We start from the raw sequence: 21,641 nt of genomic DNA on the forward strand, positions 1-21,641 counted from the left end.
TTCTCGCTTCCTGATGCCGACAATGGGCGCAGGGTAGCAGCCGAAGATGACAGAAAAATAACGTAGTCGGGCCCCATTCTGGGCGACCGGTGGGATGTGCCCTCTTACAGCAGATAACGGGGATGATCGGCAAACCACTGGGCCAGCACCTGTTTGAACAAGCGGATCTTGCGTGGCACCCGCCGCTGCTGGGCATGCAGCACATGAAGCTGGTGCAGACCGCTCTGCCAGTCATCGAGCACGGTCACCAGCTCTCCCGCCGCCAGCAGGGCATCCACCGCCACCAGCGGGCATTTGGCATAGCCCATGCCTGCCCGGGCCAGCTCAATGACGGTGCTGTATTGGTTGGCCCTCACCCTGCCCTGCACCAGAATGTGGGCCTCTTCGCCCTTGCGGCTGAAGTGCCACTGCTCCCAGGCCGGATTGCTCCCCATGGGCAGGCAGGATAGTCCCCCCAACTCATAGGGGGTTGCCGGCTTCCCTTCCCTTGCCACCAGCGCAGGGCTGGCGACCACCACATCCTTAAGCCGGCCAAGAGGGAGTGCGACCAGATTGTCCGGCACCTCATTGATGGCGCGCAGGGCGATGTCATTCTCCCCCTGGCTCATGTCGACCACCTGATTGGTGAAGTTGAGCTCGACCGCCACCCCGGGACAGAGCGCGGCAAAGCGAGCGATCAGTTCGCTCACCATACGATCGCCGGTGCTGATCGGGCAGGTGAAGCGCAGTCGTCCGCTATCCTCTTCGGTCAGCGCCTGAATATCCTGCTCCGCCTGCCGTGCCAGCGCGAAGATCTCGCCCGCCTGCAGATAGAGGGTCGACCCCGCCTCGGTCAGACTGAGCCGGCGGGTGGTGCGTTGCAGCAACTGGGCGTTGAGGGAAGACTCCAGCGCGCTGACGTGGCGACTCAGCATCCCCTTGCTGACCCCCAGTGCATCGGCGGCGGCAGAGAAACTGCCCCGCAAAACCACCTCGTAAAAGCTGGCCAGATGGGCGATATCCATCATTAGCTCCAATATGGAAACAATTGGTTTATTTTACGCGCTTTTTCTCTTTTTTTGTTGCACTAGAATCAACACATCCCAACCGAGGAGTGACAGAGATGAAGATTGTGATTGTGGGTGCGTCCGGCACCATAGGTTCTGCCGTCAGCGAATTGCTCGCCAAAGATCATCAAGTGATCCGGGTCGGCCACAGCCAGGGGGACGCCACGGTCGACATGCGCGATCCCGCCTCCATCAAGGCGCTATTCGCCGGGCTGGGCCAGTTTGATGCGCTGGTAGTGGCCAGCGGCAACGTGGCCTTCAATGCCCTGACCGAGATGACCGACGAGCAGTGGCAGGTGGGGCTTGAGAGCAAGCTGATGGGCCAGATCAACCTGACCCGCGCCGCTATCCCCCACCTGAGCGACAAAGGTTCCATCACCCTGATCAGCGGTATCCTGAGCGAAGAGCCCATCAACTGGGGGGCGAGTGCGACCACCATCAATGGCGCCGTCGAGCACTTCGTCAAAGCGGCCGCCTGCGAGCTGCCAAGGGGCCTTCGCATCAACGTGGTAAGCCCGACCGTGCTGGCGGAGTCGATGGACAAATACGCCGACTTCTTCCCAGGGTTCGTGCCGGTACCCGCCGCCAAGGTGGCGCAGGCCTACAAGAAGTCGGTGCTGGGCATCCAGACCGGCCAGGTGTTCAAGGTCAACGGCTGATCGCCGTGCGCCGGATACAAAAAACGGGCCCCGCAATGGGGCCCGTCTGTTTCTCTGCATCTCTTCTTCATTATCGGCAAACGTTTGTTTCCTGATGGCAAAAAAGAGCGCAACCCTTAGTCGATCAGACCGTACTGCGCGCGCAGGATATCGATGATCTCCTGCTTCGGGTTGGCCGACAGCTCCAGCTTGTGGCCGATGATCTTCTCGGCGATCCCGACGTAGGTGCTGGAGATATCCATCATCACTTCGGTCGGCAGCTTGTTGTCGCGGGCCAGGGCGAAGCGTTCCGGCATGCGGTTCTTGTTGAGCAGGATGTCCGGATCAGGGAAGTGGTTGAGCAGCCACTGACGGAAACCCTCTTTCGACTTCTCGACGATCTGGCCGTCACGCAGGGCGGCGCCATCCCAGATGCGGGAGCTGTCGGGGGTACCCACTTCATCCATGTAGATGAGCTTTTCGTTGCCGGCGGCATCGTGGACGTAGCCAAACTCGAACTTGGTATCGACGAAGATCTGATCCAGCTCGGCCAGTGCGTCGCTGATGACGTTGAAGCCCTCTTTGAGCAGCACTTCGTAGCGGTCGATATCGGCCGGCTTGCTGAAGTTGAAGCCCTTGTAGTGGCGTTCGATATCGGCACGGGAGACGTTGACGTCATCGGCTTCCGGCACGCCATCCAGTCCTTTCAGCACGCCCTTGGTGGACGGGGTGATGAGGATCTCCGGCAGCTTCTGATCCTTCTTGAGCCCTTCCGGCAGGGTGATGCCGCAGAACTCGCGCTCGCCATCCTTGTAGGCACGCCACATGGAACCTGTGATGTACTGGCGGGCGATCGCCTCGATCATCACCGGACGGGCTTTTTGCACGATCCAGACAAAGGGGTGCGGGATGTCGAGAATGTGGCTGTCGGCCAGCCCCTTCTCCTTGAACAGCTTGAACCAGTGGCTGGAGATGGCGTTGAGCGCCGCCCCTTTGCCCGGTACGCCGTTCAGCCCGTTCACACCTTGCCAGATGCAGTCGAAGGCAGAGATCCTGTCGCTGATCACCATGATGGCGAGCGGCGCATCCGCTGGCACGTCATAACCCTTCTCGCGAATGAGACGGGCGCTATCTGCGGCGGTCAGCCAGTAGACGCTACGCACTTTACCGGAATGGACAGGCTTATCGGTACGGATCGGCAAATCGTCATTCACCGCCAATACTTGGTCTGCAAGACTCATGGCTAATAACACTTCCTGTTTGTGGGGGGTATTAAGAGAGAAGCCGCAAGCTCCGCTCTCGTTGGGGGTAATCAATCCATGCCCTGCACGCCGGCATCCACATTGAGTGGCTGGCCAGCCGTGCAGAGATAAAAAAACAGGGGCACAAGGCCCCTGTATTTATTCTGATTTTGCTGCCTGTGCAGCCAGTCCTTTGGCAAACGCCTCGGACATGCTGATGTACATCTGGGAGATAACCCCGGACGACACCGGCTTCTTGTCCTTGTCGAACAGGGTGATGGAGGTCTTGCCTCCTGCCATTTCACCCAGCTGGAAGCGGTACTTCTCCTCTTCCAGTTTGAACGGCTCGCTCCCTTTCGCCTTCCAGAACTCGGCTGACGGGGCTTCATACTCGACGTCGATCCAGCCCAGCGACTGCTGGGTATCCTTGATGACGAAGCCGTAACCCGGCAGCACCTGGTTGAGACGGCGCCATACCTGCTCGAAGGAGCCATCGGCAATCCAGGCGCTCAGCTCGTTGTTGTCCAGACCCAGTTCCAGCCCCATGCCCTCGTTGGACTTGTGCTGTTCGCGGGACTTGAGCTGGCTGTCGTAATAGAGAGAGAACTGGTTGAGCACCCGCACGGCATAACGCTGCGCTTCAGCCGGGCTCAGCTGGGTAGTGGTCTCGCCATCGAAGCTCTCTTCGTGATCCAGTACCCGTACCGACATGTTGACGGCATGGCGCGCAGCATCGTTGCGCACGGTGAACTGATAACGCTGACGGATTTTGAAATCGTCGTCATCTTCACCCCAGCCATCGAGGGCGACCGTGTTGTCAAACCAGCCGGTCTGCAGCACGCCGGCCTGCTGGTCCAGCTTCTCGGTGGTGACCTTGTACTTGGCCAGGAAGTTCATCAGGAACGACCAGGTGTCGCGCTCCACACTCTGGCTGGTGCTCAGGGCATAGTAGGCGATGGTCGGTTCACTGGCATTCTGTACAACCTGGCTACCCGGCACCACAGTCAGCAGCTGGGCGGGAGGACGCACGTCGATCTTGGCGCCGAGGGCACCGTCACGGCTGCTCTCGGGCAACGGCGGAATATCGAACTGGCTGTTGAAGGCGGGAGCGCTCAATCCTGACGGGATCAGGAATGCACGGCCCTCGAGGCGGGCATCTTCATAACCGAAGTCGCGGTTGGCCATTTTGCGATCCTGGGGCGTGCTGCACGCGGCCAGCACGGCGGCGGTCGCAACAGTCAGCACCAGACGGGCACTATTTCCCTTTCCATTTGATTTAAACACTCGCCATCAACTCCGCAGTGGTCAGTGCTCGCGCCATCTGCTGTTCACCCTCGGGAGAGAGTTCAACCAGCGGCAGACGCAAGGTTGCTGTTGCAATCAATCCCAGCTGGGCACAGGCCCATTTCACCGGGGTGGGGCTCGGTTCGCAGAACAGAGTCTTGTGCAACGGCATCAAGAGATTGTTGATGTCATGGGCCAGACCGGCATCACCGGCCAGCGCAGCACGACACATGTCGGCCATCTGGGCCGCTGCAATATTGGTGGTGACCGAAATGACACCATCACCGCCTTGCAGCATAAAATCACAGCCAGTGGCATCGTCGCCACTGTAGAGCGCAAAATCCGGCCCGCACAGCTCGCGCAGCAGCGGGGTGCGACTCAAATCGCCGGTTGCCTCTTTCAGGCCGATAATACCGGGCACCTTGGCCAGACGGGCCACGGTCTCCGGTTTCAGATCGCAGCAGGTGCGACCGGGCACATTATAAAGAATTTGGGGCAGACCACTAGCCTCGGCGATCGCACAATAGTGGCGATAGAGACCTTCCTGGGTGGGTTTGTTGTAGTAAGGGGTCACCGAGAGACCAGCAACCACGCCGGTTTTGGCCAGACGTTTGCTCAGTTCGATGGCGTGGGCAGTATTGTTGGAGCCACTGCCGGCAATGACAGGAATGCGACCGGCAGCATATTCAACGGTCTTTTCAACGACGGCAATGTGCTCTTGCTCGCTCAGGGTCACCGACTCCCCTGTGGTACCAACCGCGACAATGGCGCTGGTTCCGGCGCTGACATGATACTCGACCAGCTTGGCCAGACTGGCCCAATCGACTTCACCTGAAGCCAGCATAGGGGTAACGAGGGCAACAATACTACCGCGCAACATGGATATTTCTCCCGATTTTCAGGGCCGTAATGGTAAAGCTGCCCCCTTTGAAAAACAAGGGAGAGAGGGGACAAGCCGTGATACCATCGGCCACAAAAAGCAATAAATGAGAGTCGGGGGAGCACCTCGCGGCGGGCCATCCACAGCCCGAAAATCGGCAATCCTGTGCGGCTTTCAAGATACATAACGGACGAGAGAAGATTTATGACTCACTATCTGGTCGTAACGGCCATCGGCACGGACAGGCCTGGCATTGTCAATGAAGTGACCCGTCACGTCAGTAGCTGTGGTTGCAACATTGTGGACAGCCGTCTTGGCATCTTCGGCAATGAATTCACCTTTATCATGCTGCTCTCGGGCGACTGGAACAGCATGATGCAACTCGAGATCAGCCTCCCCCTGCGCAGTCAGGAGTGGGATCTCATCACCATGATGAAGCGCACCGAGCGCCACCAGTCGCTCCAGTATGACGTGAGCGCCAGCGTCGGGATCCTGATCCGTGACGAGCCGGGCATCGTAAGCCAATGCACCCAGTTCTTCAGCGAACATGGCTGGAACATTCAGGCGATGCAATCCATGACCCTGGAACAGCAGCCATTCAACCTGCTCAAGATGAGTTTCCAGCTCAATCTGGCCAAAGAGGGAGAGGTTGAACGGTCGCAGACCGCCTTCGCCGGATTCTGTCGTGAACTGGGCGCAGAATCGTTCGAGTTTATCGTCAATCGCAAACACGCCTGAGCACTCACTCAAGGAGAACCCATGCAACCATTACAAGCTGGCAGCCCCGCCCCCGACTTCACTTTGCCCGACCAGAACGGCAATCCGCTGCAACTCTCCTCCCTGCGCGGCAAAAAAGTGCTGGTCTACTTCTATCCCAAGGCGATGACCCCCGGCTGCACCACCCAGGCCTGCAGCCTGCGTGACGTGAACGTCGAGCTGGCCGCCCTCAATGTGGTGGTGCTCGGTATCAGCCCGGATCCGGCCAAGCGCCTGAAAAAGTTCGAAGAGCGCGATCAGCTCAACTTCACCCTGCTGGCCGATGAGGATCACGCTGTCGCCGATGCCTTTGGCGTCTGGGGCCCGAAGAAGTTCATGGGCAAGGAGTATGACGGCATTCACCGCCAGAGCTTCCTCATCGACGAAGAGGGCAAGATTGCCCACCACTTCGACAAGTTCAAGACCAGCGATCACCATCAAGTCGTGCTGGATTTCCTCAAGGGGTAACCCTCCTCTGCATTATTGAAAGGCCTGCCACGCAGGCCTTTTTGTTCTGGCAAGCCATCTCTTGCCTGAAGATTTTTCTCACCAACCCCCCGCCCAGATCAAAAAATTCATTTTATATATGGGTTAACGTGACCCCAGAATCATCTTCCAGCGAGATATCCCATGAACATGAGCAACACAGAGCGTTTGATCCTGAGCAACCAGTACGAAATTCTGGCAAAACTCAATCCGGAGAAAGCGGACTTCTACCAGCGTGCCAGCACCATCATCGAGCGCGGCTATTGCCTGCAGATCCTCGAGCTGGAGAAGAGCTTCGGCCATCTGGATCTGGCGACCTGCCAGGAGGTGATCGATACCCTCGAGCTGCACCACGCGCTGGCCATCTCATGGGGTAATCTGGATGCTGCCGATCAGGGCGAGATCAACGCCAGCCGGCTGGAGTTCAACGGCTACAGCCGCAGTCAGGAGCGGGAGCTGGCCGACTATGTCTGCTTCCTGCTGGAAGTGGACAAGCGCTTCCCCGAGCTCAAGTGCCCGTGCGACGAGCTCTCCAGCGACATCGCCATGCGCGACAAATACCAGCGGATGCTGCAGGTGTGGCGCCAATGTCCGCGCCAATACAAGCTCTCCATCCAGGAGATCCGCAAAGTGCTGGCAGCCTGATGGCAGGCCATCAGACAACAAAAAAGGCGCCACTGGCGCCTTTTTTACGTTTCAATCGGGTTATTCGTAGAGAAACGATTTGTCCAGCTGCTGGAAGGCGGCCTTGAGGGTATCAGCCAGCTCTTCATAGCGGGGCTGGGAGACCAGCTGACGGCGGCCGCCCTGCTCGTTCATCTTGCCGTTGATCTCCCGATACCAGCTCGCCAGCGACGGGGGCAACCGGGTGTCGGCCCGCTGACCGAGCCAGTAGTAACCCTGCAGCGGAAGACTGAGCAGAAACAGTACGGAAGTGATGACGGAAGGCCAGTAGTGCTGCTCCCCAAACTGGAACTGCAGCATCACGCTCAGCACCGCCAGTGCCGGAATCACCTTGAGAGCGAATTCGGTCGCCTTGATCACCCGATTTTCAGGAAACATCGAATTGAGCTCGGGACGGCGCGGCCAAAGCGTCATATAATGGCGGCCTTGCTGTAACTTAGTTCCAAAAATGTTCATGCTCATACTACCTCCGAGCGCTTTTTGAACGTACTAACGGCAAAACCTCGACAAAATTTGATGCAAAGTAACAAAGGTTGAGGATGACTTTGTTATTTTTCAACAATCGGGTTATCCTTTGTACGCCCATTTTTGCGTCAAAAGCATCTTGCTATTGACCTGTCAGGGACGTCTGGATTTCGGGTCTTGTATCACTATACAAGGGGCAAGCAACAGATTGCCAACCCTCATAAGGATAAGTTGAAAGTTTTTGGACGTCCGGCGTCCAACGCATCCGCCTACACAACCCAATCTGCGATAGGATTTATTCATGAGTAAGCTGGTTCTTGTTCTTAACTGTGGCAGCTCTTCCCTGAAGTTTGCTGTCATTGACGCAACCACCGGTGATGACCTGCTGTCCGGCCTGGCCGAGTGCTTCAACCTCGACGACGCCCGCATCAAGTGGAAACTGAATGGCGAGAAAGGCAGTGCCGATCTGGGCGCTGGTGCCGCTCACCAGGAAGCGCTGGACTTCATCGTCAACAAGATCCTGCCGCTCAACCCGGAACTGTCCAAGAACCTGATCGCCATCGGTCACCGTGTTGTTCACGGCGGCGAGCGCTTCACCTCTTCCGTTGTCATCTGTGACGACGTGATCGCCGGCATCGAAGCCGCCGTTCCGTACGCGCCGCTGCACAACCCGGCTCACCTGATCGGTATCCGTGAAGCCCGCCGTGTATTCCCGGCGCTGGCTGACAAGAACGTGGCCGTATTCGATACCGCGTTCCACCAGTCCATGCCGGAAGAAGCCTTCCTGTACGCTCTGCCGTACAAACTCTACAAAGAGAACGGCATCCGTCGCTACGGCGCTCACGGCACCAGCCACTACTACATCAGCCTGGAAGCAGCCAAGCAGCTGAACAAGCCGGTGGAAGAGCTGAACATCATCAACTGCCACCTGGGCAACGGCGGTTCTGTCTGCGCCATCAAGAACGGCAAATCCGTTGATACCTCCATGGGCCTGACTCCGCTGGAAGGTCTGGTGATGGGTACCCGTTCCGGTGATCTGGATCCGGCTATCATCTTCTTCCTGCACGACAAGCTGGGCATGAGCGTTGCCGATATCAACACCATGCTGACCAAAGAGTCCGGCCTGCAGGGTCTGACCGAAGTCACCTCCGACTGCCGTTTTGTTGAAGACAACTACGACAGCAAAGAAGAAGCCAAGCGTGCCATGGACGTTTACTGCTATCGCCTGGCCAAGTACATCGGCGCCTACGCTGCCGCCATGGACGGTCGTCTGGACGCCGTTGTTTTCACCGGTGGTATCGGTGAAAACTCCGCCCCGATCCGTGAAATCACCCTGAACAAGCTGGGTCTGCTGGGCTTTGACGTCGATCACGACGCCAACCTGAAGGCTCGTTTCGGCAAGGGTGGCGAGATCACCAAGGCTGGTTCTACCAAGGCCCTGGTAATCCCGACCAACGAAGAGTGGGTTATCGCCCACGACGCGCTGGAACTGGTCGGCGCTTAATTGACGCAGTAACTCGAGGCCGCCCACCAGGGCGGCCTTTTCCTGATCCCAAAAAATGAACAAGGGGTATAAAGTGGCACGCACTATTATGCTTATCCCGGTCGGCACTGGTGTCGGCGTAACTTCCGTAAGCCTTGGCGTTGTTCGCGCCATGGAACGTCACGGTGTCAATGTCAGCTTCTTCAAACCGGTTGCCCAGCCGCGTCCGGGTGAAACCGGTGCCGAGCGCTCAACCGCCGTTATCCGCGCAGCTGCCAACATCAATCCGCCCGAGCCCTTCACCCTCTCCTACGCCGAGAACATGATCAGCTCCAGCAACACCGATATCCTGCTGGAAGAGATCGTTGCCCGCTTCGAAGAGCACGTGAAATCCAGCGGTGCCGAAGTGCTGGTTGTCGAAGGTATGGTGCCGACCGACAAGCAGCCCTTTGCCAACAAGCTGAACTATGACGTTGCCAAGGCGCTGGATGCCGACATGGTATTCGTGACCCACCCGGGCCATGACTCCAGCCAGAAGCTGAAAGAGCGCATCGAACTGGCCTGCTCCAACTTCGGTGGTGTCAACAACCCCCGCATCGTTGGTTGCGTGATCAACAAGGTTGGCGCGCCGGTTGACGAGCATGGCGTAACCCGCCCTGATCTGACCGAGATGTTCGAAGCCCATCACCACGCTTCCGACGCCGCCCACAACCTGGAAGTGCTGCAAGTGTTTGGCAAGAGCCCGCTGCGCATTCTGGGTTGCATCCCCTGGAACACCCAGCTGATCGCCCCGCGCGCCAAGGATCTCGCCAAGCATCTGGCCGCCAAGATCCTGCACAAGGGTGAGCTGGACAGCCGCCGTCTGCAGACCGTGACCTTCTGTGCCCGCTCCATCCACAACATGGTCGAGCACTTCCGTCCGGGCAGCCTGCTGGTCACCTCCGGCGACCGCTCTGACGTCATCGTCTCCGCCTGCCTCTCCGCCATGAACGGCGTCAAGCTGGGCGCCCTGCTGCTGACCGGTAACTATCATCCGGAGCCGCAGGTAATGGCGCTGTGCCAACAGGCCATGGCCACCGGCCTGCCGATCATGATGACCGGTACCAACACCTGGCAGACCGCCGTCAGCCTGCAGAACTTCAACGTCGATATCCCGGAAGATGACCGCGAGCGTATCGAGCTGGTACAGGACTACGTCGCTGGCCACATCGACAAACACTGGATCGAGTCGCTGACCATCAGCTCTACCCGTTCCCGTCGCCTGAGCCCGCCGGCCTTCCGTTATCAGCTGACCGAGCTGGCCCGTCAGGCCAACAAACGTGTCGTGCTGCCGGAAGGCGACGAGCCGCGCACCATCAAAGCTGCCGCCATCTGTGCCGAGCGTGGCATTGCCCGTCCGGTGCTGCTGGGCAACCCGGAAGAGATCCGTCGCGTTGCCGAGCAGCAGGGTGTTGTTCTGACCGATCGCGTCGAAATCATCGATCCGGCCGTTGTGCGCGAGCGCTATGTGCCGCGTCTGGTCGAGCTGCGCAAGAACAAGGGCATGACCGAAGTGGTTGCCCGCGAGCAGCTGGAAGACAACGTGGTACTGGGTACCATGATGCTGGAGCGCAATGAAGTTGACGGCCTGGTATCCGGCGCGGTACACACCACTGCCAACACCATCCGTCCGCCGATGCAGATCATCAAGACTGCTCCGGGCTCTTCCCTGATCTCCTCCATCTTCTTCATGCTGCTGCCTGACCAGGTTCTGGTCTACGGTGACTGCGCGATCAACCCGGATCCGACTGCCGAGCAGCTGGCCGAAATCGCCATCCAGTCCGCCGACTCCGCTGCCGCTTTCGGCATCGAGCCGCGCGTAGCCATGATCTCCTACTCTACCGGTACCTCTGGCGCCGGTGCCGATGTAGAGAAAGTGCGTGAAGCAACCGAGCTGGCCAAGGCCAAGCGCCCCGACCTCATCATCGACGGCCCGCTGCAGTACGACGCGGCCATCATGGAGAACGTGGCCAAGTCCAAGGCGCCGAACTCACCGGTTGCCGGTAAAGCCACCGTATTCGTCTTCCCTGACCTGAACACCGGTAACACCACTTACAAAGCGGTACAGCGTTCCGCTGACCTGGTCTCCATCGGCCCGATGCTGCAAGGCATGCGCAAGCCGGTCAACGACCTCTCCCGCGGCGCCTTGGTTGACGACATCGTCTACACCATCGCCCTGACCGGTATCCAGGCTGCCCAGGCTGACGAACAAGCTTAATCAGCATCCGCCTGAAAAAACCGATCACAAAGGCTGCTCACCCAAGGTGAGCAGCCTTTTTTATTAGTCCTCTTTTGAAGACCAGTGAAACATGCCACCAGCGTAGTGTTGCGCAGAATAATGCCATACAGTGCGCCAGCAACAGCTTTAGCGAAACCTCTCGGGAAAGCGTGACCGCCACCTTAAAGATGTATCTAAAATAGATTCAAGATCATACGGTTGGATATATGAGGGCATTCATAGCTAAGCGCTTATAGCAAATATTTCGCCATCGGCATGAGGATTTGACCTGTTAGAAATCGCAGTGAAAAAGACCCGTTCGATACGCTATTCATCAATGTGCCACTCGGCAATATCCACATCATGGAGGAATGGAAATGCTGATGAAGAAGCTCTCTGCAGTCATGCTGCTGGCCTGCTTGCCCCTGTTCAGCCAACCTGTGCTGGCCGCTGATAAGGCAGCGCCGAAGCAAACAACCACAGCCGCGGTCGCCAAGGAGGCTGGCAAGCTGAATATCAATACGGCCACCCTTGCCGAACTCACCAGCCTGAAAGGGATTGGCGACAAGAAGGCACAGGCCATCGTCGACTATCGGGAAAAACAGGGAAAGTTCACCTCGGTCGATCAGCTGGCAGATGTCAATGGCATTGGCCCAGCCACGCTGGAAGCCAACCGTGACATGATCATCGTCAAATAACGTCCGAGCACTGCATATGCAAATGGGGCAGCCTGTGGCTGCCCCATTTTTCTTCGGGTATCATGGGCCCACTTTGTATCTCTGGATATCTCTCCATGAAAAAGACACCTCTCGTTGTTCGCAAGGCTGTGCTCCCGGTAGCCGGTCTGGGTACCCGCATGCTTCCCGCCACCAAGGCCATTCCGAAAGAGATGCTGCCGGTGGTCGACAAACCCCTGATCCAGTACGTTGTGCGCGAAGCCATCGCCGCCGGTATCAAAGAGATCGTGCTTGTCACCCACTCCAGTAAGAACTCCATCGAAAACCACTTCGACAAGAGTTTCGAACTGGAAGCGACCCTCGAGAAGCGGGTCAAGCGTCAGCTGCTGGAAGAGGTACAACAGATCTGCCCGAAAGACGTCACCATCATGCACGTCCGTCAGGGTGAGGCCAAAGGTCTGGGCCACGCTGTACTCTGCGCCCGCCCGCTGATCGGTGACAACCCGTTTGCCGTGCTGCTGCCGGATGTACTGATCGATGAAGTGGCCAGCGACCCGAAAAAAGACAACCTGGCCGAAATGGTGCACATGTTTGAAGAAGACCAGATCAGCCAGATCATGGTGGAAGCTGTGCCCGAGAGTGAAGTGGACAAGTACGGCATCGCCGACATCAAGGGTGAAGCACTGACCGAAGGGATGTCCCTGCCGATGCAGGCGATCGTTGAAAAACCGCCGCGCGATGAAGCCCCCTCCAATCTGGCGGTAGTGGGCCGTTATGTGCTCTCTGCCAATATCTGGCCGCTGCTGGAAAAAACCCCTGCCGGCGCCGGTGACGAGATCCAGCTGACCGATGCCATCGCCATGCTGATGGAGCAGGAGCAGGTCAACGCCTACTTCATGAAGGGCAAGAGCCACGACTGCGGCAGCAAGATCGGTTATATGAAAGCGAATGTGGAGTATGCCGTACGTCACCGCGAACTGAACGGCGAATTCATCGGCTGGCTGAAGCAGTTCGTCAAGCAGTTGTAATAGCTGAAAATTCCGTTTTTCATAGTGGTATTCAAGGAGCATCAAATGATGCTCCTTTTTCATTTGCGCAACAAAAAATCAATCAAGAATAAATAAATCCTCAGCAAATCATAATGTTGTAATTTATTCACACATGCTCTATAAGGATTGAGGCGTGTTTCTCGCCCTTGCATAAAAAACTCAAAAAAATATAAGACACAGGTGGAAGTTCCAATGAATAACCCGTCAAAAGGGACCTTTTTAGGTCACCCTAAAGGGCTTTTTTTGCTCTTTAGTACCGAACTCTGGGAGAGATTCTCCTATTACGGCATGCGTGCCGTACTGGTGCTCTATCTGACCGACCTGACTGCCAATGGCGGTCTGGGCTGGAGTCAGGCAGACGCCCTCAAACTCTACGGTATCTATACCGGTCTGGTTTACATCACTCCGCTGATCGGCGGCTGGCTGGCTGACACCTTCCTGGGTCAACGCCGTGCCATCCTGATCGGTGCCGTGCTGATGGCCGCGGGCCAATTCACTCTGGCTCTGCCCCACGCCATGTTCCCGGATATGGTCAACAGCGTCTTCTATACCGGTCTGGCTCTGCTGATCGTGGGTAACGGTCTGTTCAAGCCGAACATCTCCACCATGGTAGGCGACCTCTATGCAGAGGGTGACCACCGTCGTGACGGTGCCTTCACCATCTTCTACATGGGTATCAACCTGGGCTCCCTGCTGGCTGGTGTAATCTGTGGTGCTGCCGCGACCGCCTACGGCTGGCAAGCTGCCTTCGTCGGTGCCGGTATCGGTATGCTGCTCTCTCTGGTGATCCAGGCGACTCTGGCCCAGCGTTTCCTCGGCGACATCGGCCGTGTGACTGCCGCTCAGCGTGCAGCCGCTCTGCGCACTACCGAGCAGAAAGCGCCGCTGACCAAGCAGGAAGTGGATCGCATCAAGGTCATTCTGGTGCTGGGTCTGTTCACCATCATCTTCTGGGCTGGTTTCGAACAGGCCGGCGGTCTGATGAACCTCTATACCCAGGAGTACACCGACCGCATGATCGGCTCTTTTGAAGTGCCGACTGCCTGGTTCCAGTCCCTGAACCCCTTCTTCATCATCACTCTGGCGCCGGTCGTTGCGGCCATCTGGATCAAGCTCGGCAAGAAAGAGCCGAACTCTCCGGTGAAATTCGCCATGGGTCTGCTGTTCCTGGCCGTTGGTTTCCTGTTCATGGTCGGTGCCGTGCTGCAGCAGGGTGGTGACAACACCGTCAAGACCTCCATGTTCTGGCTGGTTGGCGCGTACCTGTTCCACACCCTGGGTGAGCTCTGCCTCTCCCCGATCGGCCTCTCCATGGTGACCAAGCTGGCTCCGCTGCGTCTGGCCTCCCTGATGATGGGTGCCTGGTTCGGCTTCGTGGCTCTGGCCAACTACGCTGCGGGCTTTATCGGCTCCTTCGTGGGTGAAGCCGGCCCCATCGCCATCTTCGGCGGTATCGCTCTGGCTGCCGTGATCAGTGCCGTGATCCTGCTGACCATGGCCAACCGTCTGGTCTACTGGATGCATGGTGCCGAAGGCCCAGCAAAATCCACTGGCCATCAGGATGAAAAACTGCAGTCCGCTACCGCATAAGCGAGTTGGACAAGCTGATATAAGAGAGGGCGCCGATGGGCGCCCTCTCTTTTTATCTGACCGATATTCAACTGTGGCATCATGGCCGTCAGTGGTAACGCACCTGAACATGAAGGGCGCTGCCGCTATCGCTGCAAAACTGCAGATCAAAGGGCTCGTGCCAGCTGCGTTTATGCAGGGCATAGTGGCTGCTGCGCATCAAGCCAAGGGGCAAGCCACCCGAGCGCATCAGCCAGTGAGGAGAAGTGAGCCCCGCATTGGCAAACACCAGCCCATCCTCCTGATCAAACAGCAGTGCCGCCATGGCAAACGAGCTGCGCAGCCCCGACTCCATCAACTGATGATTGAGGTAGTCGAGCAACCGGTGTGGCTGACTTAACAGCTGACTCTCTTTGCGCTGGAACTGGCGATAAGGGACATTCATCAGCGAGCGCACCAGCGCCCCGCAGAAGGCTGCATCCGTCCCCATGATGGGCAGCTCCATCACCAATACCAGTAACTTGTCCCCCACCTTGAAGGTGTCGGGAATAAAGAGCTGGCCCAGCCCCTTGAACGTAATCTGCCAGGGGCCCCACTCCTGCAATCCCGGCGGTTTCAGTCCGGCCAGCAAACGGCTGGCGGCCCGATCGTGGGCACTGAAGTACTCCATATGATCCATCAGCTCAAGCTGCTGACTACGTGTCCCTTGGTTCTTGAGGCACTGCTCTATGCTGCGCTCGACCAGCGCATAATCTTCCAGCGGCTTGAGCAGGTAATCGCGCGCACCGGCGCGCAGGGCACCAGCCACTGCCTCCATAGTGCTCTGGGCCGAGATGACGATAACCGGGATATCGGGGTAGCGAGCAGAGAGGCAGGCGATCACTTCGTGACCATCCATATTGGGCATGTTGAGATCGCAGAGCACCACATCGGGATGGTAGAGAGCAGCGGCCGACAGACCCTCAATCCCGTCTTCGGCCTGAAAAACCGTTGCCCCGCCCCGTGCGAGGTAACTCACTAGCGAGTGGCGAAAAACGGCTTCGTCCTCCACCACCAGGATCCGTAACCCGGCTCTTAACATCTTGATAAAGCTCTTATTAGTCAATTGGTTATTTAGGTATTAAGACTAGTTCAAAAGTGAGGTATCCGCGGAAACGATGCGTCAAAAATAGACCTTGGTCAGGTTCTGAACGACAGATTGCTCTATTAACAACCACATAGCAGCACAACCTCTCCCCACAATGTCGCTACCTCCATGCGAATTGTGCAAGCTCCTGCCATAGGGGATAATGGCCGCCACACAAGCGTATAAAGAAGACCATGACTCCAGCCGAATACAGTGCCCTCGCCCACCCCAGATTGTCCCATCCGGCCCGCAGTCTCTATACCCTGCAGCTGCGCAGACTGGTGCTGGAAAATCAGTTGGCCCGGCTCAACTATCCCGAGCTGGGTCGCGCACTGGCGGTGGTCGACCCGGGCGATCCCTGCGGCTTCTCGTTTCAGGTCAATGCCCGCCAGCTCACCGAGCTGTTCGATGAACTGATGGAGGCGGGCCTGCTGCAAGTCGAGGCTCAGCCCGAGAGTGAGCACTACCATCAGTGCCCTTTTCAGTTGCCACTGCTGACCCAGAAATTGCGCAGCCCGCTGCCAGAGCGACCCTTCCAGATGCATCTGCAATGGCGCCCGGACGAAGAGCTGCCCGCCCTCGCCCGTCTGTGCGGGGTGATCGATGCCAGCTATAGCGAAGAGGATCTGGGAGAATTTATCGCCTACTGGCTGGGGCGCCCCGAGGTATTCGACTCCCAGCATCAATGGATGCTCAAGTTTATTCGCGCCCTCAAAACCCGCCGCTATACCCGTCGCAAGCCGATGGAGGTGCAGGGCTATCAGCAGGTGACTCCGGCCCCGGCAGAGTCGGGCCCCAGCAAACGGGCCCAACAGATGATTGAAGAGGCAAAGCGGCTGGCAGAGAGCCAGCAGATGCCTGCCCAGACACCGGATAATGATTGATACCATCTGCCTGCTGCAGGCAGAATCAGACCCCTGTCCCATCCCTGATCAAGCAGAAGGAGCATTCCATGACTGACCCGCAAGATCCCCTGCGCCAGGAGCTGGAAGAGATCGAAGCCAAGCGCCAGAAGATCGCCAAGGCCAAGCAGGACCACCGTGTTCACGACCCGGAATTGAGCCGCCATGTGGGTGGCCTGCTGGAGCGCATTCGTCGCCTGCAGCAAGAGACCGGCGGCGGCCAGTATGACTACGAGACCCTGCGCAAGGAGTACGACGCCAAGGCCAACGCCGAGGTGCGCGAGCTGCAGAAGGCGGCCCGTCAGGAGCGGATCCAGAAGCTGATCGCCCAGGCCGACCTCAACCCCGACTGGGTGTTTGACAAGATGGATGCCACAGATCCGGCGCTGCAATATCCCATCGAGACCGCCCGTTACTTTATCAGCGGTTTCGAGCACTGGGAGAAGAGCGGTGGCGGCTGCATGCTCATCTACGGCGACTACGGCACCGGCAAGTCAACGCTGGCGGGGGCGGTGGCGCACGAGCTGATCGAGCGTCACCAGAAATCGGTGATCTTCCAGCAGTGGGCCTCCATCGTCGATCGCCTCTTCTTCAACGTCATCCCCGATCAGGACGAGCGCAACCAGTACCGCCGCGCGCTGGAAGAGGTGGATCTGCTAATCATCGACGAGGTATCGGCCAACCGCGCCAAGATGGCGGAGAGTCAGTCCAGCTTCCTCGGCCACCTGCTGCGCCGTCGTCGCAACCTGTCAAAAAGCGTCATCATCATCACCAATCACACGCCCCAGACCCTGCATCAGGCGATCGGTGATTTCAGCTATGAGGCGATCAAGGCGTTCAATCCGGTGGATATCCACCTGAGCGGTCCAAGCCGTCGCCCCAGCATCGGCAACTACAACGGCTGACCCCCTCTCAGCGGGTGCGAGTCGCCAGCGGCTCGCACCCGCGCCTCTCTGTTAGCTCATAAATAGAAACAACTCTTATTTACAGCAAGCGAACAAGCCACTAGGCTAGCCCTTTTTGCCAAGGGAGCTCCGCTATGCCAACCACACTGATTTTCGGAGCCAGCCGCGGGCTGGGCCGCGCCTTTACTCACCACGCTCTCGCTGAGGGTCATCGGGTCGTTGCGCTGGTGCGCAGCCCCGAAATGGCCACGGAGCTGGGTGCGCTGGGAGTAGACGTCATCGAAGGGGATGCACTGGATCCGGCTGCGGTGCAGCAGGCGTGTGCCCGAGCGGGGCAAGATGCACAGGTTGTCTCCACCCTCGGCAGCTTCCGTCAGGCAGCTCCAGTGGACTATCAGGGCAACCGTTATGTGATCGATGCCATGGAGCAGGCAGGCCTGAAACGGCTACTGCTGGTCACCTCTCTCGGCTGTGGCGACAGCTGGCAATATTTACCGCAGCGGGCCCGCGCCGCCTTCGGCCACGAGGTACGTCTCAAGAGTCTGGCAGAGAGCTGGCTACAGACCAGCGCCCTCGCGTGGACCATTCTGCGCCCGGCGGGCCTGCAGGATGGCGACGCCACCGGCCGCGCCACGCTCAGTCAGGGCAAGGAGGTGCACGGACTGGTGCGCCGCGCCGATGTGGCCGCCCAAGGACTGTGCCTGCTGGCGGATGAGACGGCGGTGGGACAGATCTACGCCATCGGCGATCCCGAACTCCAGCGCGGCTAAAGCAGCAGTAAAACCGCTTAACCGGTGCTCGTTTCACTCTGAGCGACTGATGGGCCAGCAACCGGCTGCGACCGCTGCCGCCAACGCAGCAGTAGGCAGGCCAGCGCGCCGTAGAGCAGCGCCAGTCCCCATAGCTGCCACCAGTAGCGGGCAACCTGCGCGAAGTCGGCCCCCATCTGGTTGAGACGCAGAAAACCCTCGATGGCCGGGATAGTGGGCACCCACTGAGCCAGCCAGTTGAGGGGGGCCGGGATCAGCTCGAGCGGCCAGATAAAGCCCGCCAGAAAGACCAGTGGCAGGGAGGAGATGAGCACCACCTGGGTTGGCAGATCACGTCGGGTAAATATCGCGCCGAGCACCACGCCAAACCAGCAGGTCGCCAGCAGGAACGGCAGGGCAAACAGCCAAAGCTGCACCGGATCTGCATGACGAGCGATATTGTAGTGATCGAAACAGAAGCCGAGGAAGTAGCTCACCGGCAGCAGGAACAACCCCGCCAGCACCAGAGTTCTGGCCAGCAGCAGCGGCAACACCGGCGCGCTTTGCCAGTAACCATGCTCGCCGCGACAGCTACGCTGGTTCTGGGTTGCCCCCAGGATCCCCGCCCCCATCAGCAACACCTGATGGAGGATCAGCACGAACACCGCCGGCACCACGTAGTTGACATAACCCATGGTGGGGTTGAAAACCGGCACCACGTTGAGGGCCACCGCATTCCAGCCCATGGCCGCTTGTGGCAGTGCCTCACCGTGGCTCAACAGCCGCGCCACCTTCACCTGCGCGGCGAGAGTGCCGCCGGCCTGCGCCAGCCCCTCGGCAATGGTACCGTAGACCAGAAAGTAGGAGGCATCACCGGCATAACTCAGGGTGACGCTCTGGCCCAGCATCAGATCCCGATAGAAGTGGTTGGGGATATGCAGGATCCCGCTCGCCTTCCCGGCCATCATCAGCTGCCGCGCTTCATCCAGCGAATTGGCCCGCGCTACCAGCTTCACCTGCGGCGTGGCATCGGCCATAAACTCCAGCTGGCGCGACAGCTGACTGCCATCTTCGTTGACCACCACCACCGCCTCTTCCCGCGGCAACTGATGCAGATAGGGTTGGGGGTAGAGGAAGGAGTAGAAGAATACCCCGCCAAACAGGGTCAGCATGATGGCGCGATCCGCCAGCAGGGTGCGCAACTCGAGGCGCAACAGATCGACAAATCCCAGCATCACTCAGGCTCCTTTTCGGCGACTGCCACTGCGGCTGATTGACGGGCCAGCTCGGCCTGCTGCTTGTAACGGCGCACCACCAGCAGCAGGGGAAGCAGAAACAGCAGCAGAGCCCCCAGTTGCGGCAGCGCCGATGCGAGGGGCAGACCGTAGTTGCTCTGACCAATCTGCAGCTCGACATAGTGAGAGACCGGCAACAGGCTGCGCCAGAAGCGGGCGAAATCCCCCATGGCACTCACCGGAAAGGTGACTCCCATAAAGGCAAAACCTGGCGCAGTGTAAGCCCCCGCCAGCGACAGAGCGCGGGCTGGATCCCGGATGATGCCGTAGAAAAAGGCACCCATGGTGACGCAGGCGGCCGAGGCAAGCCCCAGCCCCACCAGCAATACCAGCCAGCTACCGTGCATGGGGTAGGAGAAGCCCTTGAACAGCAGCAGTGTCCAGACAATCCCCCAGCCCCAGCCAATCAGCACGTGGGGCAACAGGGTGCGCCAGAGACCAAACCAGACACCGCGAGTGGTCCAGTCCAGCCCCAGCCGATCGGTACGGGCCAACGCATTGAGGCCGAACAGCACCACCAGGATCTGCCACACCGCAGGCAGAATGGCGCTCAGCAGAAACTGGGCATAGCTGGAGTTGAGGTTATAGAGCGCGGTCACCTGGCTGCTGATGGGCACTGACTGCCCGAGTGCGCCAGGCAGCGCCTTGCCATCGGCCATCGCCTCCAGCACGCCCACCTGACCATTGAGAGTGCCTACCACCTGCGCCAGCGCTGAGTTGACCAGCTTGGCGATGAGGATGAACTGGCCGTTGTTGAACACTGTCACCTGCGGCTGGGTGCCCTGACGGGCATCACGCTCCAGATGGTTGGGGATCACTACCAGCGCATAGATATCGCCACCGCGCAGGGCGTGCGCCCCGGCATCGATGGAGTCAAACTGTTGCGCGACCTTGAGCCCGGCCGAGCCATCCAGCGAGAAGGCGAGCTGGCGCGAGAGCATGCTGTGGTCGAGATCCACCAGCCCCACCTTGAGGTCGCGGGCCAGCCCTGCCGAGAAGATCCAGCAGAGGATCCCCATCAGCAGCAGCGGCACCCAGCTCATCAGGGCACGACTGAACGGATCCTGCCACAGCAGCCGAAATTCACGTCCCATCAGAGTTCAACCAGCACACTCATGCCAACCCGCAGCCCCTCAACCGGTTGCAGCGGGCGAGCCTCCACCTGGAAGCTCTTCATGTCGAAGCCCTGACGGGTATCGGTGGCACGCCAAGTGGCGAAATCCCCCATCACGGCCACATGGGTCACCTTGAAGCGCACCATCTGATCGCCAAGGCCGGGGATGCGGGCATCGAACTCGGTACCGACCGGGAAGCGGGGCAGCAGATCCTCGCGAACGTGGAACTGGGCCCAGGCATCGCTCATGTCGAGCAGGGTCACTACGGGGAAGCCTTGCGGCGCCAGCTCGCCGCTGCGCAGCAGCACCTGACTAACCTCACCGGTGTGGGGGCTGACGATACGGGTATCGGCCAGATAGGCCTCAACCTCGGCAACGGAACCAGCCGCCATCTTGGCCTTCTCGCGAGCAGCGATCTTGGTCTCTTCCCGCGCCCCTTCCAAAGCCATCTGGTACTGCTGCCATGCCATCCCTTCGCTGTAGCGGGCGGCTTGCCAGGCAGTCCAGGCCTCGTCGCGCTTTTGCAGCGGCATCACGCCATCGCGGTGCAGGCTGGCCACCCGCTCATAGGTCTTGCCGCGCAGGGCCGCGGCGGCCTTGGCTTTTTGCCACTGATCCTTGGCAGCGGCGATCTGCTGGGCTCGGGCTCCTTTCTCCGCCTCTTGCGCCAGCGCACCCGCAGCCGCTTCACCCGCCTTGGCCTGACTCAGCTTGGCTTCAATCTCGGGGCTCGCCAGAGTAAAGACCAGCTGATCCTTGGTCAGCTGATCGCCCTTTTTCACCAGCACCTCGTCGATGCGCCCCGGCACCTTGGAGGAGACCGAATACTGCTGTGCTTCAATCTGCCCTTGCAGATGCACCGGCTCCGGCTGATAGGCGAGCCAGAAGCGCCAGCCGAGCCAGACCACCAGGATCACCAGCACCAGCGGCAACAACAGCGGTTTACCCTGGCTCATCTTCTTTTTGATGGGGGGATGGCTCATCACTTCACCTCGACAAACGGGCGACCCTTGGCGGTCGAAACAGAGATAGAA

General features: G+C 59.0%; 21 protein-coding genes. 12 read left to right on the forward strand and 9 right to left on the reverse strand.

The genetic code is table 11. The features are described from left to right. Positions 1-104: 104 nt before the first annotated feature. Positions 105-1,004, reverse strand: coding sequence for a LysR family transcriptional regulator (locus tag AACR93_RS20260; RefSeq protein ID WP_043851804.1), 900 nt, complete (start codon positions 1,002-1,004; stop codon positions 105-107). 98 nt (positions 1,005-1,102) lie between these two features. On the opposite strand from AACR93_RS20260, the gene AACR93_RS20265 reads away from it, so the two are divergent. Next, positions 1,103-1,705 carry a short chain dehydrogenase gene (locus AACR93_RS20265; RefSeq protein WP_043851805.1) on the forward strand — a complete coding sequence of 201 codons (603 nt, stop codon included), beginning with the start codon at positions 1,103-1,105 and terminating at the stop codon, positions 1,703-1,705. Positions 1,706-1,821: 116 nt separating this feature from the next. Here the strand turns inward: AACR93_RS20265 and AACR93_RS20270 are convergent, their stop codons facing one another. The 3 genes from AACR93_RS20270 to dapA all read right to left on the reverse strand — a co-directional run bounded on the left by AACR93_RS20270 (position 1,822) and on the right by dapA (position 5,089). Then, a complete protein-coding gene (locus AACR93_RS20270; RefSeq protein ID WP_043851806.1) occupies positions 1,822-2,925 on the reverse strand; it encodes a phosphoribosylaminoimidazolesuccinocarboxamide synthase in 1,104 nt (367 codons plus the stop codon). 159 nt (positions 2,926-3,084) lie between these two features. Then, complete coding sequence (gene bamC, locus AACR93_RS20275) at positions 3,085-4,209, reverse strand: outer membrane protein assembly factor BamC (RefSeq protein WP_041210404.1); 1,125 nt, start codon at positions 4,207-4,209, stop codon at positions 3,085-3,087. Beyond that, entirely contained in the window at positions 4,202-5,089 is an 888-nt protein-coding gene (gene dapA, locus AACR93_RS20280; RefSeq protein WP_041210403.1) for a 4-hydroxy-tetrahydrodipicolinate synthase, read from the reverse strand. The genes bamC and dapA overlap by 8 nt, the downstream gene beginning before the upstream one ends. A 204-nt stretch (positions 5,090-5,293) precedes the next feature. Between dapA and AACR93_RS20285 the strand changes: the two genes are divergently transcribed. From AACR93_RS20285 to AACR93_RS20295, 3 genes are all read left to right on the forward strand, one after another. Next, a complete protein-coding gene (locus AACR93_RS20285; RefSeq protein ID WP_041210402.1) occupies positions 5,294-5,827 on the forward strand; it encodes a glycine cleavage system protein R in 534 nt (177 codons plus the stop codon). 21 nt (positions 5,828-5,848) lie between these two features. Continuing rightward, entirely contained in the window at positions 5,849-6,313 is a 465-nt protein-coding gene (gene bcp / locus AACR93_RS20290) for a thioredoxin-dependent thiol peroxidase (RefSeq protein WP_043851807.1), read from the forward strand. Positions 6,314-6,475: 162 nt separating this feature from the next. Further along, complete coding sequence (locus AACR93_RS20295) at positions 6,476-6,976, forward strand: YfbU family protein (RefSeq protein WP_043851808.1); 501 nt, start codon at positions 6,476-6,478, stop codon at positions 6,974-6,976. Positions 6,977-7,036: 60 nt separating this feature from the next. Here AACR93_RS20295 and yfbV read toward each other — a convergent pair whose 3' ends face one another. Further along, positions 7,037-7,477: a terminus macrodomain insulation protein YfbV gene (gene yfbV, locus AACR93_RS20300; protein ID WP_043851809.1), complete on the reverse strand. Its 441-nt coding sequence runs from the start codon at positions 7,475-7,477 to the stop codon at positions 7,037-7,039. A 304-nt stretch (positions 7,478-7,781) separates the two neighbouring features. Between yfbV and AACR93_RS20305 the strand changes: the two genes are divergently transcribed. From AACR93_RS20305 to AACR93_RS20325, 5 genes are all read left to right on the forward strand, one after another. Further along, positions 7,782-8,984: an acetate kinase gene (locus AACR93_RS20305; protein ID WP_005339118.1), complete on the forward strand. Its 1,203-nt coding sequence runs from the start codon at positions 7,782-7,784 to the stop codon at positions 8,982-8,984. A gap of 55 nt (positions 8,985-9,039) precedes the next feature. Continuing rightward, positions 9,040-11,220 (forward strand): phosphate acetyltransferase, encoded by a 2,181-nt coding sequence (gene pta / locus AACR93_RS20310; protein WP_041210398.1) that lies wholly within the window; start codon positions 9,040-9,042, stop codon positions 11,218-11,220. A 377-nt stretch (positions 11,221-11,597) separates the two neighbouring features. Then, a complete protein-coding gene (locus AACR93_RS20315) occupies positions 11,598-11,918 on the forward strand; it encodes a ComEA family DNA-binding protein (RefSeq protein ID WP_043851810.1) in 321 nt (106 codons plus the stop codon). A gap of 95 nt (positions 11,919-12,013) precedes the next feature. Further along, complete coding sequence (galU, locus tag AACR93_RS20320; RefSeq protein ID WP_043851811.1) at positions 12,014-12,925, forward strand: UTP--glucose-1-phosphate uridylyltransferase GalU; 912 nt, start codon at positions 12,014-12,016, stop codon at positions 12,923-12,925. 213 nt (positions 12,926-13,138) lie between these two features. Next, on the forward strand, positions 13,139-14,536 hold the full coding sequence (locus AACR93_RS20325; protein WP_043851812.1) for a peptide MFS transporter: 1,398 nt from the start codon (positions 13,139-13,141) through the stop codon (positions 14,534-14,536). 88 nt (positions 14,537-14,624) lie between these two features. Here the strand turns inward: AACR93_RS20325 and AACR93_RS20330 are convergent, their stop codons facing one another. Beyond that, positions 14,625-15,596: a response regulator gene (locus AACR93_RS20330; RefSeq protein WP_043851813.1), complete on the reverse strand. Its 972-nt coding sequence runs from the start codon at positions 15,594-15,596 to the stop codon at positions 14,625-14,627. Positions 15,597-15,835: 239 nt separating this feature from the next. Here AACR93_RS20330 and AACR93_RS20335 point away from each other — a divergent pair, with 239 nt between their 5' ends. The 3 genes from AACR93_RS20335 (at position 15,836) to AACR93_RS20345 (ending at position 18,218) form a co-directional block, all read left to right on the forward strand. Then, positions 15,836-16,525 carry a DnaT-like ssDNA-binding domain-containing protein gene (locus AACR93_RS20335; protein WP_043851814.1) on the forward strand — a complete coding sequence of 230 codons (690 nt, stop codon included), beginning with the start codon at positions 15,836-15,838 and terminating at the stop codon, positions 16,523-16,525. 68 nt (positions 16,526-16,593) lie between these two features. Continuing rightward, entirely contained in the window at positions 16,594-17,448 is an 855-nt protein-coding gene (locus AACR93_RS20340; RefSeq protein ID WP_041210392.1) for a DnaA ATPase domain-containing protein, read from the forward strand. Between the two features lie 134 nt (positions 17,449-17,582). Further along, the gene (locus AACR93_RS20345; protein WP_043851815.1) at positions 17,583-18,218 is read left to right on the forward strand and encodes an SDR family oxidoreductase; all 636 of its coding nucleotides are present in this window, start codon (positions 17,583-17,585) and stop codon (positions 18,216-18,218) included. A 17-nt stretch (positions 18,219-18,235) separates the two neighbouring features. Here the strand turns inward: AACR93_RS20345 and AACR93_RS20350 are convergent, their stop codons facing one another. From AACR93_RS20350 to AACR93_RS20360, 3 genes are read right to left on the reverse strand one after another with little or no spacing between them, the layout of a single operon-like run. Beyond that, the gene (locus AACR93_RS20350) at positions 18,236-19,432 is read right to left on the reverse strand and encodes an ABC transporter permease (RefSeq protein ID WP_043851816.1); all 1,197 of its coding nucleotides are present in this window, start codon (positions 19,430-19,432) and stop codon (positions 18,236-18,238) included. Beyond that, on the reverse strand, positions 19,432-20,586 hold the full coding sequence (locus tag AACR93_RS20355; protein WP_043851817.1) for an ABC transporter permease: 1,155 nt from the start codon (positions 20,584-20,586) through the stop codon (positions 19,432-19,434). The genes AACR93_RS20350 and AACR93_RS20355 overlap by 1 nt, the downstream gene beginning before the upstream one ends. Continuing rightward, positions 20,586-21,590 (reverse strand): HlyD family secretion protein, encoded by a 1,005-nt coding sequence (locus tag AACR93_RS20360; RefSeq protein ID WP_081849386.1) that lies wholly within the window; start codon positions 21,588-21,590, stop codon positions 20,586-20,588. Before AACR93_RS20360 ends, AACR93_RS20355 begins: the two co-directional genes overlap by 1 nt. Positions 21,591-21,641 lie beyond the last annotated feature (51 nt).

Origin of the sequence: Aeromonas sp. L_1B5_3 (assembly GCF_963866575.1) — a bacterium.
Lineage (GTDB): Bacteria > Pseudomonadota > Gammaproteobacteria > Enterobacterales > Aeromonadaceae > Aeromonas > Aeromonas jandaei.

Bases quoted from the DNA above. Each gene is read 5' to 3' on its own strand.
- pta (WP_041210398.1), top strand. From the start codon at position 9,040: ATGAACAAGGGGTATAAAGTGGCACGCACTATTATGCTTATCCCGGTC.
- AACR93_RS20315 (WP_043851810.1), top strand. From the start codon at position 11,598: ATGCTGATGAAGAAGCTCTCTGCAGTCATGCTGCTGGCCTGCTTGCCC.
- AACR93_RS20335 (WP_043851814.1), top strand. From the start codon at position 15,836: ATGACTCCAGCCGAATACAGTGCCCTCGCCCACCCCAGATTGTCCCAT.
- AACR93_RS20355 (WP_043851817.1), bottom strand. From the start codon at position 20,586: ATGGGACGTGAATTTCGGCTGCTGTGGCAGGATCCGTTCAGTCGTGCC.
- AACR93_RS20305 (WP_005339118.1), top strand. From the start codon at position 7,782: ATGAGTAAGCTGGTTCTTGTTCTTAACTGTGGCAGCTCTTCCCTGAAG.
- bcp (WP_043851807.1), top strand. From the start codon at position 5,849: ATGCAACCATTACAAGCTGGCAGCCCCGCCCCCGACTTCACTTTGCCC.
- AACR93_RS20345 (WP_043851815.1), top strand. From the start codon at position 17,583: ATGCCAACCACACTGATTTTCGGAGCCAGCCGCGGGCTGGGCCGCGCC.
- yfbV (WP_043851809.1), bottom strand. From the start codon at position 7,477: ATGAGCATGAACATTTTTGGAACTAAGTTACAGCAAGGCCGCCATTAT.
- dapA (WP_041210403.1), bottom strand. From the start codon at position 5,089: ATGTTGCGCGGTAGTATTGTTGCCCTCGTTACCCCTATGCTGGCTTCA.
- AACR93_RS20270 (WP_043851806.1), bottom strand. From the start codon at position 2,925: ATGAGTCTTGCAGACCAAGTATTGGCGGTGAATGACGATTTGCCGATC.
- AACR93_RS20285 (WP_041210402.1), top strand. From the start codon at position 5,294: ATGACTCACTATCTGGTCGTAACGGCCATCGGCACGGACAGGCCTGGC.
- AACR93_RS20265 (WP_043851805.1), top strand. From the start codon at position 1,103: ATGAAGATTGTGATTGTGGGTGCGTCCGGCACCATAGGTTCTGCCGTC.
- AACR93_RS20330 (WP_043851813.1), bottom strand. From the start codon at position 15,596: ATGTTAAGAGCCGGGTTACGGATCCTGGTGGTGGAGGACGAAGCCGTT.
- AACR93_RS20295 (WP_043851808.1), top strand. From the start codon at position 6,476: ATGAACATGAGCAACACAGAGCGTTTGATCCTGAGCAACCAGTACGAA.
- AACR93_RS20360 (WP_081849386.1), bottom strand. From the start codon at position 21,590: ATGAGCCATCCCCCCATCAAAAAGAAGATGAGCCAGGGTAAACCGCTG.
- AACR93_RS20350 (WP_043851816.1), bottom strand. From the start codon at position 19,432: ATGCTGGGATTTGTCGATCTGTTGCGCCTCGAGTTGCGCACCCTGCTG.
- AACR93_RS20325 (WP_043851812.1), top strand. From the start codon at position 13,139: ATGAATAACCCGTCAAAAGGGACCTTTTTAGGTCACCCTAAAGGGCTT.
- galU (WP_043851811.1), top strand. From the start codon at position 12,014: ATGAAAAAGACACCTCTCGTTGTTCGCAAGGCTGTGCTCCCGGTAGCC.
- AACR93_RS20260 (WP_043851804.1), bottom strand. From the start codon at position 1,004: ATGGATATCGCCCATCTGGCCAGCTTTTACGAGGTGGTTTTGCGGGGC.
- AACR93_RS20340 (WP_041210392.1), top strand. From the start codon at position 16,594: ATGACTGACCCGCAAGATCCCCTGCGCCAGGAGCTGGAAGAGATCGAA.